Source organism: Paenibacillus sp. Soil724D2, assembly GCF_001427935.1.
Classification (GTDB): domain Bacteria; phylum Bacillota; class Bacilli; order Paenibacillales; family NBRC-103111; genus Paenibacillus_E.
The window spans coordinates 285,214-302,756 of the sequence record NZ_LMRY01000012.1 but is presented as its reverse complement, the minus strand read 5'-3'; the positions used below and the strand labels follow the sequence as shown (position 1 = coordinate 302,756).

Annotated in this window: 13 protein-coding genes; 1 reads left to right on the top strand and 12 read right to left on the bottom strand. The window is 45.3% G+C overall.

The window, feature by feature from the left end:
* Positions 1-60: 60 nt before the first annotated feature.
* The 12 genes from ASG85_RS14445 to ASG85_RS14395 form a co-directional block, all read right to left on the bottom strand.
* Positions 61-1,707 carry an extracellular solute-binding protein gene (locus ASG85_RS14445; RefSeq protein ID WP_060646611.1) on the bottom strand — a complete coding sequence of 549 codons (1,647 nt, stop codon included), beginning with the start codon at positions 1,705-1,707 and terminating at the stop codon, positions 61-63.
* Between the two features lie 440 nt (positions 1,708-2,147).
* Positions 2,148-3,731, bottom strand: a complete 1,584-nt coding sequence (locus ASG85_RS14440; RefSeq protein WP_235550124.1) for an extracellular solute-binding protein — start codon at positions 3,729-3,731, stop codon at positions 2,148-2,150.
* Positions 3,732-3,790: 59 nt separating this feature from the next.
* Positions 3,791-5,413, bottom strand: coding sequence for a response regulator transcription factor (locus tag ASG85_RS14435; protein WP_235550132.1), 1,623 nt, complete (start codon positions 5,411-5,413; stop codon positions 3,791-3,793).
* A 9-nt stretch (positions 5,414-5,422) separates the two neighbouring features.
* Positions 5,423-7,162, bottom strand: coding sequence for a sensor histidine kinase (locus tag ASG85_RS14430; protein ID WP_060646608.1), 1,740 nt, complete (start codon positions 7,160-7,162; stop codon positions 5,423-5,425).
* 30 nt (positions 7,163-7,192) lie between these two features.
* Positions 7,193-7,501 (bottom strand): aspartyl-phosphate phosphatase Spo0E family protein, encoded by a 309-nt coding sequence (locus ASG85_RS36955; RefSeq protein ID WP_162257257.1) that lies wholly within the window; start codon positions 7,499-7,501, stop codon positions 7,193-7,195.
* Positions 7,491-8,960, bottom strand: a complete 1,470-nt coding sequence (gene gtfA, locus ASG85_RS14425) for a sucrose phosphorylase (RefSeq protein ID WP_060646607.1) — start codon at positions 8,958-8,960, stop codon at positions 7,491-7,493. The genes ASG85_RS36955 and gtfA overlap by 11 nt, the downstream gene beginning before the upstream one ends.
* Before the next feature lie 14 nt (positions 8,961-8,974).
* A complete protein-coding gene (locus ASG85_RS14420) occupies positions 8,975-9,934 on the bottom strand; it encodes a carbohydrate kinase family protein (protein WP_060646606.1) in 960 nt (319 codons plus the stop codon).
* A 29-nt stretch (positions 9,935-9,963) separates the two neighbouring features.
* A complete protein-coding gene (locus ASG85_RS14415) occupies positions 9,964-12,102 on the bottom strand; it encodes a Sip1-related alpha-galactosidase (protein ID WP_060646605.1) in 2,139 nt (712 codons plus the stop codon).
* Between the two features lie 44 nt (positions 12,103-12,146).
* Entirely contained in the window at positions 12,147-12,797 is a 651-nt protein-coding gene (locus tag ASG85_RS14410) for a carbohydrate ABC transporter permease (protein WP_235550123.1), read from the bottom strand.
* A 333-nt stretch (positions 12,798-13,130) separates the two neighbouring features.
* Positions 13,131-13,607: a carbohydrate ABC transporter permease gene (locus ASG85_RS14405; protein WP_060646604.1), complete on the bottom strand. Its 477-nt coding sequence runs from the start codon at positions 13,605-13,607 to the stop codon at positions 13,131-13,133.
* Positions 13,608-13,673: 66 nt separating this feature from the next.
* Positions 13,674-14,720 carry a LacI family DNA-binding transcriptional regulator gene (locus ASG85_RS14400; protein ID WP_060646603.1) on the bottom strand — a complete coding sequence of 349 codons (1,047 nt, stop codon included), beginning with the start codon at positions 14,718-14,720 and terminating at the stop codon, positions 13,674-13,676.
* A 239-nt stretch (positions 14,721-14,959) separates the two neighbouring features.
* On the bottom strand, positions 14,960-15,826 hold the full coding sequence (locus ASG85_RS14395; RefSeq protein WP_060646602.1) for a helix-turn-helix domain-containing protein: 867 nt from the start codon (positions 15,824-15,826) through the stop codon (positions 14,960-14,962).
* A gap of 411 nt (positions 15,827-16,237) precedes the next feature.
* On the opposite strand from ASG85_RS14395, the gene ASG85_RS14390 reads away from it, so the two are divergent.
* Positions 16,238-17,530 carry an ABC transporter substrate-binding protein gene (locus tag ASG85_RS14390; RefSeq protein ID WP_060646601.1) on the top strand — a complete coding sequence of 431 codons (1,293 nt, stop codon included), beginning with the start codon at positions 16,238-16,240 and terminating at the stop codon, positions 17,528-17,530.
* Positions 17,531-17,543: the final 13 nt, after the last annotated feature.

The following is a 17,543-nucleotide window of genomic DNA, read 5'->3' as shown; positions in this document are numbered from 1 at the left end:
AATATTAATATAAAGGAGGCAAGCGTAAGCTCGCCTCTTCGCATGGCTCTCGATCGTTAGTTATTTGTTGCCGTACATTTTGTTTACAGCTTCGGTCACTTCGTCTCCGCCGGCTTTCCGCCACTCCTTGATGAGCTTATCGAAATAATCGATGCTCTCCTTACCCATGATGATCTTCGTAAAGCCTTCGGTCAGAATATCGCCCAGCGTGGAGCCGTATTTGGCAAGTTCCATGGGCTGTGCTCCCCAAAGCGAGTTCTTGATATACTGATTGTTGTCGATAAAGGGCTTGGCGAGGCTATATGCGCTCCTCGGCGCGCCTTGCTGCAGGTAGTCGCCAACCGCGGTCGGTGTGCCTTTCGTCTCAAACTCGACACTGTTGTTGTACTTCTGCCACTGACCGGTCGCTGTGAAATTGCTCGTGTCTTTCGTCTTCATCGCCTCGCTGACCTTCACGAACTGCTCGTAGTCCGTGTTCGGGTTCGTGATCTTAAACGGTTGAGGAGCGTGCTCCAAGCCATCGTTTACGAAAGCGGCCACAGTCTCTTTTGATTCCTTGCTGAATCCTTCGTCCATCATATAGGCGTAGAAGTTAATCAGCTTGATCACCGCTTCCGGATTCTTAGCTTTCTTGTTTACGACAACGTAGCTCCCGTTTAAGAAGGAAACTGAATGAATCACTTTTTTGCCATTGGCGGACGGTATGTTATAAGGATAGAATATCGCATTCTTACCCAATTTCGTGACAACATCCACGCCCGGACTATAGCCCCACCACTGGTAAAAAGGTTGCACGCCGACTTTGCCGGCTATGACATTAGCGTTCATCGCTGCCGTATCTTTAACCATAAATTCCGGATCGATAATGCCGAGCTTATACCATTCCGCAAATGTTGCAAGCGCATCCTTCATCTCGGGCTGGGTCGAACCGTCGACGATCTTGCCGTCTTCGCCTGGAACCCATATGTCCGGATGAGCTCCCCATGCGACTGCGAGCGTCTTTAGTGTATCGAGCGTCTTATTAAGCGTAATGCCGTAACCGCCGTGTTTTTCCATGAACTTGAGCGCGATGTTCTTAATGTCGTCTATCGTCTGCGGATCCTGGAGCCCAAGCTCTTCCTTCCAATCGTTGCGAATCCAGACAAAATCGGGCTGGTCAATGACGCCGTAGTGCAATTGCGGGATACCGTATAATTTGCCATCCTTCATGCCGGATTCAAAGCTGGCACGATCGAATCCCATGTATTTTTTCACCCGATCGGATGCGTACTTGTCGAACACCTCGGTCAGATCCATAACCATGTCCGCTTCCATCAACTTCTGCAGCTGCGATGCGTTTACACGATAAATGTCGGGAGTCTTGCCAGACGAGATCGCAAGGTTCATCTTCGTTTCGTAATCGTCGGATACCCAATCCGTCACGACGTTGATGTTGAAGCGTTCCTTATACGCTCGCGTCCAGATGTTGTTCTTCATATCGTCGCCTTTCGGAAATTCAATGGCCGCATTCGTTTCACGAACGGTGTGAATCGTGACCGGCTCCTCGTATTTCCCGAAAGCGTAATCTACTTCCCCGTTCTCTTTCGTCGCCAGTGAAGATTCGGCTCCCGATTCCGTCGCTTGCTCTTTCTTGTCCTCACCGTTGCTGCACGCAGCAAGTAACATTAGTGCAAATGCCAAAATGATGGATAATCCTTTTCGTTTCATTTGTACCCCCCATTTGTATCAATATTGGAATTTAGAGAAATAAAAAACAGGCCCTTCATAAAATCCGTCTCGTCAATTTACTGACTCTTTTGGAGACCTTATTAACCCTTTTGCCAGTAGTTCTTGTGAGTCAGCCACGCAATCACCCCTGTTTTCTTTCATTTGCTGCATACTTTATTCTGTACGAGCTAGTACTATCATGACATCATCAGGCAACGCCATCTATCAATATTGTGGACGAATCATCATAAATGTGTATTTCTATGAAAAAAAAAAAAAAAAAAAAAAAAAAAAAAAAAAAAAAAAAAAAAAAAAATGAACTCGGTGGAACAAACACAAAAAGAAATAATACAAAAAAAAGCTGCTGCCCCCTGGATGGAGACACCAGCTTTTTTTTTTGCGGTAAAATGCCCCTTCCGCCTCGAAGTGAAGACATGTCATTACTTCAGCTTCTGACGTTCCTGATATTGCTTCGTCCACTCCTCCTCAACATCCTTAATGCCTATCTTCGCATACTTGGCCAGCAGTTCCTCAAGGCGTGCCCGGGCATCCTTTGCGCTGTCAGCGATCAGCACTTTCGTAATGTCAGTAAGCAGACCGGATTGTATATTCGCCCAGACGATCCCCGCTTTGCTGTTCGGGTCGATCGATAAAACGCTCAGGTCCGTTCCGTCAAATTTGAAAAGCTCGGCAATACGGCGATCCTCTTGCCGATCCGGCGATTCACTTTGCTTTTCCCAATTATACTTTTGATACTGGTTCAGTTCGAGATATCGTACTCCCGTTTTCTGACTGTAGCCATCCCAATCCTTCTGAATTTCCTCGTAAGCGTTCTGCTTCAGGACCCGTGTACCGTCTTTCATTTCCCAAGTCTCGCCTTCGATGCCATAGAAGCTTAACATTTGGCCTTCCGGACTCATGTAGTAATTGAAGAAACGCATGATCGCTTCGGGATGTTTGGCGTTCTTCGTGATGACCGCCACGTTCCAGCCGACCGTGCTATAGCCCCCCATATATGGCTTGACACCGTCTTTCCCGGCCGGGATCGGATAGGCTTTATAGTAGATGCCGGGATCGGTCTTCTTCAGCACAACATTCGGCGTCCAATAATCCCAAATCGCCGAGAAGCTTGCTGCCCATTTTCCGTTGCTGCGCACTTCCTGTTCCATGCCGTCGTTGTAAGTGAAATTCTCCGGGTCGATCATTTTCTCACGGTACATCTTGTTCAGCCATAGTAGCATGTCCTTGGTGGACTCGTTGAACATAAAAAACTTGACCTTCTGTTCCTTCTCGTCATAATAGCGGTAGTCCTTGTTTTTGCTTCCCCACATGTTTGACATTTCAATAAAAGAACCGTCGTTATAATCCAGCCCGAGAGGAAACACTATTTCACCGTTCGTCGTGCTCAGATTGGCATTACGCACCTTGGCTAAATAGGCTTCGAAATCTTCGATTGTCTTGATGTCGGGCCTTCCCATTTTCTCATAAATGTCCTCACGCAGCATGAGGGTTCTGCCGACAGAGAGCTCCCCCTTGTCGCTGAACCAGTTGGGGATCCCGTAAAGATGGCCGTCCGGGTGCTTCAAGCTGTCGATGACATGCTGCGGAATATAAGTACCGATCAGTTTGTCATACCCGTACTTTGTCGCAAGCACGTCAATTGGCAACAACGCTTTCGAATTGACATAATTGTCCCAAGTCCACCCGCGGTCCATCCACATCACTTCCGGATAGTCTCCGGATATGAGCATGACATTCGCCTTCTGATCGCCGTCACCATCGGGACCGCTAAAATCGAATTGAACGCCAGTTTTTTCGGTAATACGTTTCGTGACCGGATCTGCACCCCACTTCTTTCCTTTAAACCAGACATACATCCACATGGCTTTGACGTTTACATTCGACATGTTAATCGAAGAGTTTTCGAGCGGTATCTGCACAGCAATCCCCTTCGGTTTCGACTCGGCGCTCCCGCCGGAACAAGAGGCGACCATAGCCGCGGTCAATGTTGTGGCGATCGCCATGTTCACTCCCCTCTGCCAACGCATCTCAACCACACCTTTCCACTATTTGAAAGCCGTTATTATTCATCCCGCATCAAAGTCAACTTGCGGTAATCGAGAGGCGAGTAGCCGCAGCACTTTTTGAATTGCTGGGCAAAATAAGAAAAATGAGAGAACCCGACTGCTTCCGCGACCGCGCTGATCTTCAAGTTTGTTTGGGAAAGCAGACATTTCGCTTCCTCCATCCGGACGTTCAAAATATACTCCGACAAGGAATACCCCGTTTCTCTGCGAAAAATACGGGAGACGTAACCTGCGTTCACATGAACGATCCCTGCGATCGTATCACGGGTAATCTCTTCATGGAAATGCTCTTGAATCCATTGCTTGATCTTCATGACCGCAACGGAATCATCCTTGCTATACGCTTTAAAATAGGACACGCACGTCCGTATTACCTTATCGCACCACCCCACAAATTGATGAACGGAGCGCCTGGCGGCCGGGGCGGAAAGCAAATCTTCGTCCGGATAGATAGCGGAGATGGAAATTGTTTTTTTATGCGCGGCCGTATAAACCATATGGAGGATAGTATAGTACAACGATTCCAGCATTTCCGGATGTAAATCTTGCTCCCGACTCCAATGGTTGATCGTTTTTCTGATTTCCTCCATTAGAAGCCCCTCTTCTCCCGCTTCCAGCAAAGCAGACCACTGTGATGTAGGAAACTGACGGAACGCCCCCTTCAGAAGCTGAGGCGATCCTTCACGCAAGGAAACGACTTGATTCGATGCCGACACACTATCCCGTTCCAGCTTGACGAGCCGCCTATAGACTTCTGCCAAATCGGGAACCAGTGTCCATTCGCCGATATAACAGGACAAGCTGCATTTGAAATACCATATGCATGATTGGATGTATTCCCGGCACTTTCTCTTGATCTGCTCGTCGAAGTGATACGGATCATCCTGTTGATATGCATCGAGATGAATCAATACGACATTGTGGCCATCCAGGCTCTGTACGGCAGTGCCGCTCCCATCGTCCAGAATGATCTCCTGAGCAGCCTTGCGCAATGCATACTCCATAATCTCCTCATCCCTCAGGCTGAATTCTTCTTTCCAGCGTTCCACGCTGATGAGAATGGGAAGAATCGTTCCACCTGCTTGGACGGGAATTTCGTAGAGCTGAAACATCGCATCCAGCTTCTCCGGTTCTAATCTGCACCTCTCTGACAGCAAATCCTGCCATATACGCTCCGACATAGAGGGAATCTGATCTTCCCATAAGCGTACGTATTTATTGTAGGTTTCCCGAAACGCTTCATTTTCTTTGCGCTGCTCCAGCTTCCGTATCATTTCCTTCACGACAGACAGCAATTTATCAAGCTCAATCGGCTTCAAGATATAGTCGTGAATCCCGAGATGAACGGCTTTCTGCGCATACGAAAAATCGGCATACCCGGTCAGAAATACCGACTCCAAGCCGGGATGGTTGTTCACGGCCCACTCCATCAACTCAATGCCGCTTCGCCCCGGCATTTCGATATCCGTAATCATGCAATCAACCGGTTCGCGGTTCAGGATTTCGATCGCCTGCTTGGTGCTGTATGCTTTGTAGACAACAGAAACACCGACACTGGACCAGTCGATTCCTTCAGCAATTGCTTGTACCGCTAATTTCTCGTCGTCAACCACCAGCATCCGATACAATCAAGACATCCCCTTTTCCTGATGATTGTTGCAAACGTTAGGGATCTCCAGGGTCACAGCCGCTCCCTGAGGCTGCCTATTGGTAAAACGGATAGCCACTTCTTCTCCGAAATGCATCCGCAAGCGATGATAGACGTTCCAAATGCCCACACTTTCTCCTTGCCTGTCAAAGTATTCTCCGGTTTGCAGCCGTCTTAGCTTCTGTTCCTCAAAACCCTCTCCGTCGTCGAATACTGCAATGAATATTTTCCGCTCCGCCGTATCTGCGTCCATTCTCACTTCAATGGAGATATGAAGAACCGCTTCTTCGCCCTGGAAACCGTGAATCAACGTATTCTCTACGAATGGCTGAATGGTTAGCGGCGGGATCTCGACATCTTCAAGCTGTTTCGGAAGCAGTACCTGATAGAATAGTTGATCCGGAAACCGCAGCCTCTGAATTTCCAGATAATTGGCGATATGGGTGCACTCCTCCTTCAGTGTAACGATCTGACGGTCGGTTCGGATCGTAAAACGGAAGTAATCGGCCAGATGAATCGCCAATTTTTGTACGGTGGCATGATCCTTCAGCACCGCCAAACTATAGATGATATTCAGGGTATTCAAATAAAAGTGGGGTTTGATTTGACTTTGCAAATGCTTGAACTCGGCTTTTTGCACCCTCAATTTCTCTTCGTACATGCCGATTGTTAAGCCTTCGATTTCGGAAGCCATATGATTGAATGTCTTGATCAAATAGGCGATTTCCCATTGTGCGGGAACCGGGAGACGAATCCTCAAATTTCCCTGGCCGATCATTCGCATCCCTTTCAGCAAGGAGCTGATCGGTTTAATTAACACACGCTGCAAAATCATAACAAAAATGAAAATGAGAAGAAGGACAATGAACGGAATCGAATAAATCGCCCGTTGAAAAAAAGGCAAGTTCAAGAGCAAATCTTGTTCCGGGATCAACAGCAGCATCCATATGGAAGACTGGGTGTACGGATGCACCATGTATATATAGCTTGCTGCACTTTTGTCATAAATCGTTCCATATTGTCCGTTTTTTTCGTTCCCCGGGTTCAACAATGGATCGGGAAAATCATTTACGCTTTTCGAAGTGAGTACTCGTCCCTCATCGGATACCAGCAAAAATTTGCCTGACTCGCCGAAATTCAAATTTTTCACCGGCTCCATGAACCTGGATTCCGGAATCCAGGCTCCTACATACATTCCGCTCGATCGGACGATACGAATCAGGCCCGATTCCGTGCCGGTGCTAACCCAGCGCCATCGGTCGCCCGTTTCAGACGTGTTCACTAAGCTGCGGATCAACGCATTTCGTTCGCGCCCCCGATTCGTATCGTACGATTCGTAATACGAAATCAGATCATCATTGTCAGCGTTATATGCAAAGAACGAATCGACCAGATTGTATAGTCCGTGATCCGCATCGAATTTATGCATCAGCATGATTCGAGAGAAGATATAGTCCTCGGATTGTTCGGGGAAAATGGCAAGGGTTTTGACATAAGTATCGTTAGCAGCGAGCTTGTACAAGTAGGAGTCGATATCGCTTAAGGATTTGTCCATTGAGCGAGTGTGCAGGGACAACAATTGCAGGTTGGATTGGGCGACTTGCGTGCGAACCACTTCCATCGCGTAGTAATTGCTGTAGTACAAAAAGATCGCCAGAGGCGCAATTACGGAAAGAAACCCAAATATGAGTTTGGTTCGCAATGAGAAGCTGAAGGCCAAGATTATCCCTCCGTCTGTTTGAGACAGACTTTACCCATCTCTCATTTTAATAAACAGAATGATTAATTCGTCAATTGCTTCACTTAAGGCTAACACTTCTGGATTCTGAAGGTCATAATTGTTATTATTAGCAATCCTGTTAAGCTTTTGCCGAAGTTCATACAGCATTGTAGCTAGCGACTCAGAATCTTCCATAAGAACATCCCTTTTCTCCTCTCCCTCAGATGGCCGTCGGCTTCGGGACGAACCTGCCGTTACTGCCGAGAAGCTGAACCGCGGGCAAGGCGCCGGTATGTAGTGTACCCACCGCCCACCTATCACGCGGATCTCACACAACATATTCCACTGCAGCACCATCATCATCGACATAGGTAATCGTAGACGTATTGGTTCGCAAATCCACAGACAGATGACAAGTCTTATATCCCTTCCTCCAGGAGAGGGAGATTTCTTGCTCAGCCGAATCCCGTACCTCAAAAGTCCCGTTAAACGCATCGTACTCATTGCGGAAGCGGATAAGCTTCAACAATCGTTGAACAACGCCTTTCTGCAAGGATTGTTCGATTTCGTCTAGACTGAAGTTGTGGCGGTTGATTTCACGGCCTTCGCCGGTCCGTTTTACATTCTCAACATCGTTTTCCCCTGCCAGTAATCCAACGTAATACACTTGAGGGATGCCCGGCGTGAAAAATTGAATCGCTCTTGCCGCTAGATAAGCATCATCATCGCAATTCAGCACGGAGTAATACGAGCACCGGATTTGATGAACATCGAATCCATCCTCGGCCTTATGCTCATCCGAAATAATGAGGCTGAGATTCGCCCCTCTCTCCAAGCAAACGTCTACTAGTTTTCTTGCCTCTTTCGTATCGATGAGGTCGTCTAGATCCGGCTTTACCGGAATTCCGTCATGACAGTCTAGCATCGTGAATTGCTTGGCAGGACGAGTCTTTATATATTGACGCAGATCTGTGCTTGACTTATTGAGCAGCGCATCAAGAATTCGATAAGGCAAAATAAAGTCATAGATCCAGCAGCCGTGATCGGCCAACTTGTATTGGATCGAATAGTGGGAATGAACCTCCGGCAGAAGCTCGATATCGAGTGATTGCGCCAGCTCCATGATCCAATCGAGGAACTCGTAGATGTCCGGCTCCACAAAGAAACAGCTCGTTCCAAGTTTCTTAATGACGTAGCCAACCGCATCCAATCTGACTATCTTTACATTCTGCTTCTTGAAATTCAGGAAAAACTCCGTAAACAGCTGCCTTACCTTCGGCGAATGAATATCCAAATCGATCTGTTCCGAAGGATCCGTCTTGCCGAATGTGGTCCATACCTGTTCTTCCTCGCCGGTTACTTTTATCGTATAAGTTGAGTAGGGCAAAGGGCGGCGCAGGAACATTTTCACAATGTCCTCTTGAACCGGCTTCCCGGCTTCCCAGAGCTTATCCAACGTAATAAAAAAATCAGCATACTCCGATTGTCGTCCTTTCTGCAGAAAGTCCTGAAAATAAGGAGATTGCCTGGAGATGTGGTTCACCATTAAATCGACCAGTACATCGAAGCGCTCGCCGATTGCCCGGATGTCGTCCCAGGTTCCGAAGCTCGGTTCGATTTCCAAATAAGTCAGCGGCGCAAAGCCCCGATCCCCTGAAGACGGAAACGGCGGCAAAATATGAATTCCGCCTTTGAAAATATCGGAAAAATAGGTCTTGAGAACGTGGTGGAGCGTCTTTAAATTTCCTCCCATGGAATCGGGATAGGTAATGAGCTGAACTTGATTTTTTACAGCCATTTCTCTTGAGCCTCCTATAATCCGTAGATCTCTTTGATCCGTTCAAGCTTAGGCAAATCCACAACGGCACCGGTGAATTTCAGCTTATATGCGCTAACCGCAAACCCGAGAGTTAGTGCTTCCTTTACCGTGCAGCCTTGAACCAATGCGGCGTAAAATCCCGACCAAAACGCGTCTCCTGCACCTGTCGTATCCACAACCTCGGTAGCCAGCGTGTCGAACGTCAGCATCTCTGTACCATTGGAGACGATCGCCCCGTCCTTGCCAAGGGTCATAATAACCAGTTTAGCACCAAGCTGCAGGAACTTCTCGATTTGCCTCTCGGGCGTATCTGCCCCAAACAATCTCTCGGCATCGTCCTCTGACGGCTTGATGATATCCACCCTGCCGATGAGTTTTTTGACATATTCTACTCCATCTTCGTCTTTGCTCCAAATCATCGGATGATAATTCGGATCGAAGCAAACCAATAAGCCCATCTTTCTGGTTTCCTCAAGCACACGCTCTATGGTGAGGCGTACCGGCATCATGGAAACCGGCCAGCTGGAAAAATGGACGATCTTGGAATTGCTGAGTGCCCGCTCCAGCTCAGGGGTAAACGTCAAATGATAGTCAGCACCCCGGTAAAAAATCGGTACCGGACTGGAGGTGCTCTTCGTCAGCACAACCATGCTTGTGGATGGCTCCACCCTCTGCACATAGCTCGTATCCATGTCGGCCTGCTGCAGCTGGTTTATGAGGTAGCTTCCCAATCCATCCTGTCCTACCGCCAAAACGACTAGAGAATGAATTCCTAATTTTTTGACATTCATCGCAATATTGGAAGGCGACCCGCCGAAAAACCTATTGTAAGTGTTGCAATGATAATCATGATCATATTCTGAAGCGATCATATCGATGAGGAGCTCTCCAACAGTCAAAAGATCATTGATTTTGTTGTTGGGTAATTCTACTTTCGATGAAAATTCAAACACCCTACTCCCCTCCAATCCCTCAGTTGGGCTTATTCGTCTAGTAAAACTTGAATACAAACCGGTCCGTCCAAGTCTTTACAATCAATACGGTAGAGCTGTGTATTTGCCGTTGTACCGATTGGAATCTTGTTTCCATCCACTTCAGCAAATAACGGCTTTCTCGCGGATACAAAGGAGAACTCGCCGCCCTCTTCAAGGAAAAACGATATTCGGGATGAGTCTCGATGTACGCCTTTTATGGTTTTAGGTGAAATATACTTATTCGTTAGTCCTATAGGAGCTACGCCATGTTCAAGAGGAACAATTACGTATAATTTCAAGTGTTGTTCTTCTATAATGAAATTAATTTTTTCTGTTTTGGATACAATAAAACAGTTTTTGGAGAAATATTCATAAACAGCAAAGGATTCACCAACAATCCCGTTCACATCTGACGGACTTATAGAACTATGAATCGGACTTTTATCAGAACTGATATGGAAGGCCGCGATAACTCCCGACTCGCCGCAGCGGTTCCATATTTTTAGTGCTGCATTTTCTTGGGCAGGGTTTACTGTCAAGCAATCCAACGTAGGCATCCCGGGCATATCACACCGCAAAATTCTTCCCTTGTCATCAATCAGCGGCCATAATACTTGTGGGTTTGTGGCATGAGGAGGATCGCTGAAATATACTGGTCCTCCGCTTACCGCTCTAAGAAGCGCATGTCTCTCCGCATCCTGATGGACGGTCCAGAACATATCCCAGTCGCCCCAGTAGAGCTGCCCATGGTAATAAGAATTATAAACATTTTGCAAGGCATGCTCGGCAAAGTTGTCGGGGTTTTGCGGAACAAAGTCATCGCTGTTGCGGCTAATGGATGTTGCAGGTCGATTCCACATATTTTCCGTTGCCATACCCATACAATTGATCATTTGATTATGAAAATGGATTCCTGCCGACGCTTCTAATGCAAGATGCCCCCCTCTTGCCGCTTGGCCGATCGACATATGATATTTGGAGAAATTCGCCAATGCACTTTGACCATCGACCTTGATCATGCTGATTCCCTGATCTTCCAAGAATTTATGGAATTCGTTCCAGAAACCGAACCCGTTCATATTACAGGCCGGGATGAGCGTCCCGCTATTTAAAGCCATCAGGTATTCTCTGTACTTCTCAGCTAATTTGCTTTCCGGGTGAATTCCGCCCCAATATCCTGCGATCGTATGCCATACTCCAACGGAATCAATATCCAGGTCTTTTAATTTCTTTACAACGGATGACAATCCATTAGGAAATTTTGTTTGATCAGCCTGAAAGGAAACTAACTTTTTATCTTTAATATCCAACCACCCGTCATCAATCATCACCCAACGTACGGGAAGCCGGTATTTTTTAAATTCATAGCACTTTTGAACAATGCCGTCTTCTGTCACATTTTGATAGAAGGCATCCCAACTGCACCAACCTAAATATTCCAGTTTCTCTGGATACTGTTTTTCACAAAGTGCAGGACGGTATTGCAGTTCCTTTCTGGCGGCTTCCGTTGTTCTCTCAACTAGCTCAAAAGGATCCTGGTGAATGCCCAGCACAAGAGCCGCGGAATGGATTTGAGCAAATCCTCCGGTATTGGGAGACAGGATTACTTGCACGCCGCCATCCCCAGTACCTCTTAGTTCTGTTTTGCAATCGGAATCGCATAATGGCAATAGCTGTATATACGACGCTTCACGCTTGATTAACAATTGCTGAGTTCGGCCGGGAAGACTGGAGAGTCCTACCGTATGCGGCCTGGTCCACCAGTCGTTAAAGCGATAGTGACCTAGCACGCCTGTTACGCCCGGAAACTTTTCAAAGGTAACGACAATACTGTTATTGCTGCTAAAGTAACGGAGTTCTTCAAACAACTTTGGATTTTCGATTGTGGCCGCAACGGACAATGTGGTGATATGATCCTCGGCAGTTAAAACAAGTTTGGCAGCAAGTCCTGCTTCACTATTTCGAAACTCGCACTCCGTAATTGTCTTACTATGTTGTTCCTGTTCTTGCTTTATCTCCATACTAACGAAATCAAGCGAGTATGAAGCAGAGTCATCCAAGGTGAAAGTTAACCTGAGCCCATCGGCTATTATTTCCTGTTCATGCACCAAATTGAGACTTTGATCTTTCTGAATCAAGGACATCATACAATATCCACTCCTTTAATTTTTTCTCTCTAAATAGCTTTCTATTACTTGATTGCCCCTTGCATGACTCCCTTGATGATAAACCGCTGTCCGAACAAATAGGCAATCAGAATAGGCATAGTGGTAATTAAGATTGCGGGAATTAGAAGCTCCCAGTTGTTCATGTAAGTTCCGTTAAAGACCTTCATCTTCATCTGCACCGGCATCGTAAAATGCTTTTTATCCGTTAAGATGAGAGATGGCAGCAGATAGTCATTCCAGATCCATATTACATTCAACACAGCGATCGTCATGGAAGTCGGCGCGAGAATGGGCAAGACAACCTGCACGAAGGTTTGCCTGCGGGTGCAGCCGTCTATAAGCGAAGCTTCTTCCAATTCGAGGGGAATCGACTTTACGAATCCATGATAAATAAATACCGATAATGCACTCCCGAACCCTATATACAGAATAATTAATAAGGTTGTCGGCGCCACCTGTATCAACAATTTGGCGCCATAAATATACATGAGCGGAATCATAATCGATCGGAACGGAATAATCATGGAAGCGACTAAGAGCGCAAACAAGATTTTATTGAAATGGTTTGAAACTCTTACCATGTAATAAGCGGCCATAGCAGAAAAAATGATGATACCGACAACACTTACTACAGTAATGAGTAATGTATTTTTAAAGGATGTCACAAAATTCATTTTTTGAATGACTTCGTTATACTGGTCGAAACTTATAGATTTCGGAAACGAAAAAGGATTCTCAAGAATTTCTCCATTTCGCTTGAAAGAGTTTACGACAACGAGAAAAAATGGAAAAACAAAGGATGCAAATCCTATAATCAAAAATAAATATGTAAAGTTACGGAAGTGATTCTACGAGTGTCCATTATGCCTGAACCTCCATTTTCTTGCTGAAATATACCTACACCCCTATTACAAGGGTTACAACAGCAAAGAGGATGATCGCTTCCGCTTGTCCTACTCTGTAGTTATTTTCTATAAATGCTTTTCGTACGACATGCATGGAAACCATCATCGTGCTGTTGAATGGCCCCCTTCCGTTAGAGAAAAATTGATATCGTAGACCATGAAAGCATTTTTCAAAGTTAAGAATATGGTAACTACGAAGGAAGGAATCATCATCGGTATGATCATGTTGATCAATCTGCGCCAAGCATTAGCGCCGTCTATTGTTGCCGCTTCAATAATATCTTTAGGGACGCTGGTCAATCCGGCAATGAAAATGATCATCATATATCCGGCCGATTGCCAGATGGTGACAATAACTAAGGCCCAAAACGCCAAATGTTCATCGCCTAACCATCCCAAACGGAACAAATCAATCCCCATCTTTGCTCCAATGCTCGGCAATGACTGAACAAAGATGAATTTCCAAATATAACCCAGAACCAAGCCGCCAATGAGATTGGGCGAAAAGATGGCGGTTCTAAAAAAATTCTGACCTCTGATTCCCGACGTGACCAATAAGGCTAAAACAAATCCCAACACGTTTACAAAAACTACTGTGGCTGCAACAAATTTAATCGTTAACCCCCTTCATTCACTTTTTATCGCCTATTTTTTTGCACCTTTAGCAAGATTCACATTGGAGCTTTCGCGTACGATCAATTTTGTTGGCAACATTACTTTCAAAGGTATTTCTCTTCCTTTTATTTTCTCCAAGAGAAGGTTAATTGCCGTCCGTCCCATTTGCTCTGCATGTACCTTTACGGTAGTTAATGGCGGTTGAAAATAAGCGGCTAATTCCGTGTCATCAAAACCAACCACGGCTACTTCCTGTGGAATTTTAATTGCCGATTCGTGCAATGCCCTCATTGCACCAAAGGCCATGGGGTCATTGGCGATAAAAAAAACTGTAGGCAGATTTCCTTTTTGAATAGCTTTCTGCATTAATTCATATCCGCTTGCTGAATTCCATTCCCCTAAATAAATAAGTTCTTCGTTAAAGAACCCATAATTTTTCATAGTTTCTTCATAAACACGAAATCGAATCTCTTTTTCTTCAGCCCCTTTTCGGAACCCTGAATTTGGGGTGTAGTCCTTACCCCCGATAAAACTGATTCGTGTATGTCCGATCTCTATCAAATACTTCATCACCTGCTCCGCGCCAGATTCTATATCTGAAATCACGCTATCGTACTTTTGAGGATCCGGAGCCAGATTATTAACAAAAACAAGATTATCTTTGGAATACACGGTATTTAAGTCGTCTTCAGAAATTTTACCGACAACGATCAGTCCATCTAAGTGATCCATAGAGTTGTCTAATTCTTGCGGATTCATTCGAACGACCTTTGCAAATTCTAACCCGATTTCCTTTAATTGTTTCTCAATCCCTTCCCGGATCATGGAAAAGTAAGGGTCTTCCCGCTCATCTTCAACAGAACACCACAGCAACAAACCGATCTGCGACATTTTTTCTTTTTTAACTTTTTTACTTGGAATTTTCTTTTGAATTTTATATCCTAATTCACTTGCGACGTTGATGATTCGCTCCTTGGTTTTTTTTGAAACCGATAGTGTCGCATCCTCATTTAGAACCCTCGAAACCGTCGCAATAGACACTTCCGCAGCTTTTGCAATATCAGTTATAGTGGCCAATGGCAGCCACCTCCTTTTAGTAAAAATTTATTCATTTTAGTTAAAACGAGATTAGCATGGACACACCCTGGTGTCAACACAAAGCAATGGAATTTATGGTTAAACATGCTTATTAAGATTCAAAGCTGCCCTCTACAACAAACCAAAACTTACTTATTTTTATCTCATTTTTAGTAAAAACTATTGATTTTACTTTAAAAACTTAAAGTCGGGGAAAATGGCGAGGATGAATTACAACGTCAATTATATAGAATCCGACTGATCTCGTAGCGATTTTTACGGAATTGGTTTGGGGTAATGCCTATTCGCTTTTTAAAGACCTTACTAAAATAGTTGGCGCAGGAAAATCCCACCTTTTTCGCAATGCTCTCCAAATTGTCATCGGTGCTACTGAGCAGCTTCTCGGATTTTTCAATCCTTACCTCCGTCAAATAATCTGTTGGCGATATGCCAAGTTTTTTGTCGAATTCCCTTGTCAGATGGAATTTGGATAAGCCTGCAGCCTCCGCCATCTCTTTTAACCCGATAGGTTCGGCATAATGCGCATCGATGAATTGTTTGCAAAGCTCAATTTTACTCGGCAATTGTTTACTCATTTGGATTTTTTGAGAGTAACTGAGCAGCTCCATGACAAACTGGTAGGCATAGCTGGAACATTGATACATGCTGTGACTTTCTTCTTCTCTCACCGACCATTCATAGATCTTCCATGCTAATTGCAATAGGAATGAGTCGGGTAGAATCGAGACGACATAGCCTGTATTGTTCAGCAACTGTCGCCAATAGGGCGAAGCTTCTTTCGAAAATTCCAAAAACAGCACCTCCCAGTTGTCTGAATAAGGGGGAAGACGGTAACAGTGATCGCTTGGAATTTCAATGATGAAGGCATCTCCGGCTTTAAGCTGATAGGTTCTTCCTTTTACTTCGAGCTCCCCTTGACCGCTCACGGTGTATTGGAACAAAAAATGTTCATCCTGTCGTTTACTTCCCTGCCAAACATATTGATGGGACGTGTTCGATTCCCAACCGATTCCTTTCAGCATGAGCAGGGGCAAATTCGTCTCGAATTTAAAGGAGACGGAAGTACGAGGCAAGCGTGACAGCAATATATTACCTCCTTTGTGTTTATTTTATTCTTGATAATTATAAAAACAGGTCATATCATTAAGTATAAAGCTGATCCCTATTCATTGAAAGTGCTTTTATAAAAGTAGAGTAACAGCAATATATTATAGTTTGTTATATAACTTCCGAAAATACTGTGAACCTTCGCATCGGCTAAGGAAGAAAATTTCTTGAAGGTGGGCTAGATATGTAGGGTGATTAAGGTATTCTGGAACAATCTGAAAGGAGGAGGGGGCCAGGCTCATATGGTAAGCACAAGCAAGAAAAGCTCCCCCAAAAATAAGATAGAGGGAGCCTAAGAAAATCAATCCATTTTAAGTTTACATGAATCGTTTTACAACGGTCAAAGTATTACTATTTTGAGTTTTTCATTTGAAGGAGGCATACGATCGATGAAAAAAATATTATCGCTTTCGTCAGTTCTAATTCTTTGCGCAACTTTAGCCATCACTGGCTGCAGCAGCAAACCCAATTCTGCAAACGATTCCAAATCAAATTCTCCAACAGCCTCGGATAAACCGGTCAAGTTGACGATGTATACGACATCAGGCGACAAACCGTTGCAAGCTGTTTTCCAGAGGATTTTGAACGATTATACCAAACAGCATCCGAATGTGACCATCGAACTTCAAAATCCGAGTGATTATGAGAGTCTGATGAAGATGAAAATGGCTTCGAATGACCTCCCGGACTTATTCGATACACATGGCTGGGCGCAAATTCGTTACGGCAAGTTTTTGGCGGATCTGTCCAAAGAGCCTTGGGCGGCGAACATTGAAGATTCCATGAAGCCCATCGTAACGGATAAGGTCGGTAAAGTTTACGTTTTGCCGCTTAATGCTGCTAAAGATGGCATTACCTACAACAAAGACATTCTGGACAAATATAATATTGCCGTACCAAAAACGATGGATGAGTTGATTGCGGCAGGCGAGAAAATAAAGAGCGAGAGCAAAGGGCAAGTGACGCCTTTCTTCCTCTCTGCAGCCGACGCCGGTACAATGGCCCAATATCTTGACGAATTCGCGACTTCCCAATTGATCAGCCCTAAGAACAATGAAGCCGAAAGCTTACTGAACGGCACTTTCGATTGGACGAAATGGACGCCGCTTGCGAAAAATCTCAAAGAACTCTTTGACAAGAAGCTGATGCCTGAAGATGTAATGAGCTTGAAAGAAACCGAGCGGATTTCCTTGTTCGCTCAAGGCAAGTTTGCGTTCAACGTGGGCGGACCGGGCTTCGTTCCCGATGCGCTCAAGATCAATCCGAACGTACATTACGGAATTATGCCGGTGCCGTCCATAGTGCCCGGAGACGAACCAACCTTCTCCGGCGGCGAACGATTTACTCTCGGTGCATGGAAGGACGGCAAAAACGTAGAAATCTCGAAAGATGTCATCCGTGAATTCGCAAAACCGGCTAATTTGAAGGAAATTGCCGAAGTATCAGGCACTCCTGCAGGAATGAAAGATATCAATCCGGACTTGGGAATTTTCACCGAGTACTATAACAAATACAAGGACATTCGCGTATTCCCGTACTTCGACCGCGTCTATTTGCCAAGCGGCACGTGGGACGTCCTTCAGACGCTTTCCGCCCAGCTAATTAGCGGGAAGATTACACCGGAACAGTATTCGGAGAAAATGAAAACGGAAGTCGCGCGCTTGAAACCTCAACAAAAATAAGTGAAAAAAAGCT

Bases quoted from the DNA above. Each gene is read 5' to 3' on its own strand.
- ASG85_RS14435 (WP_235550132.1), bottom strand. From the start codon at position 5,413: ATGCTGGTGGTTGACGACGAGAAATTAGCGGTACAAGCAATTGCTGAA.
- ASG85_RS14390 (WP_060646601.1), top strand. From the start codon at position 16,238: ATGAAAAAAATATTATCGCTTTCGTCAGTTCTAATTCTTTGCGCAACT.
- ASG85_RS14415 (WP_060646605.1), bottom strand. From the start codon at position 12,102: ATGATGTCCTTGATTCAGAAAGATCAAAGTCTCAATTTGGTGCATGAA.
- ASG85_RS14440 (WP_235550124.1), bottom strand. From the start codon at position 3,731: ATGGCGATCGCCACAACATTGACCGCGGCTATGGTCGCCTCTTGTTCC.
- ASG85_RS36955 (WP_162257257.1), bottom strand. From the start codon at position 7,501: ATGTTGTGTGAGATCCGCGTGATAGGTGGGCGGTGGGTACACTACATA.
- ASG85_RS14445 (WP_060646611.1), bottom strand. From the start codon at position 1,707: ATGAAACGAAAAGGATTATCCATCATTTTGGCATTTGCACTAATGTTA.
- ASG85_RS14410 (WP_235550123.1), bottom strand. From the start codon at position 12,797: ATGAATTTTGTGACATCCTTTAAAAATACATTACTCATTACTGTAGTA.
- gtfA (WP_060646607.1), bottom strand. From the start codon at position 8,960: ATGGCTGTAAAAAATCAAGTTCAGCTCATTACCTATCCCGATTCCATG.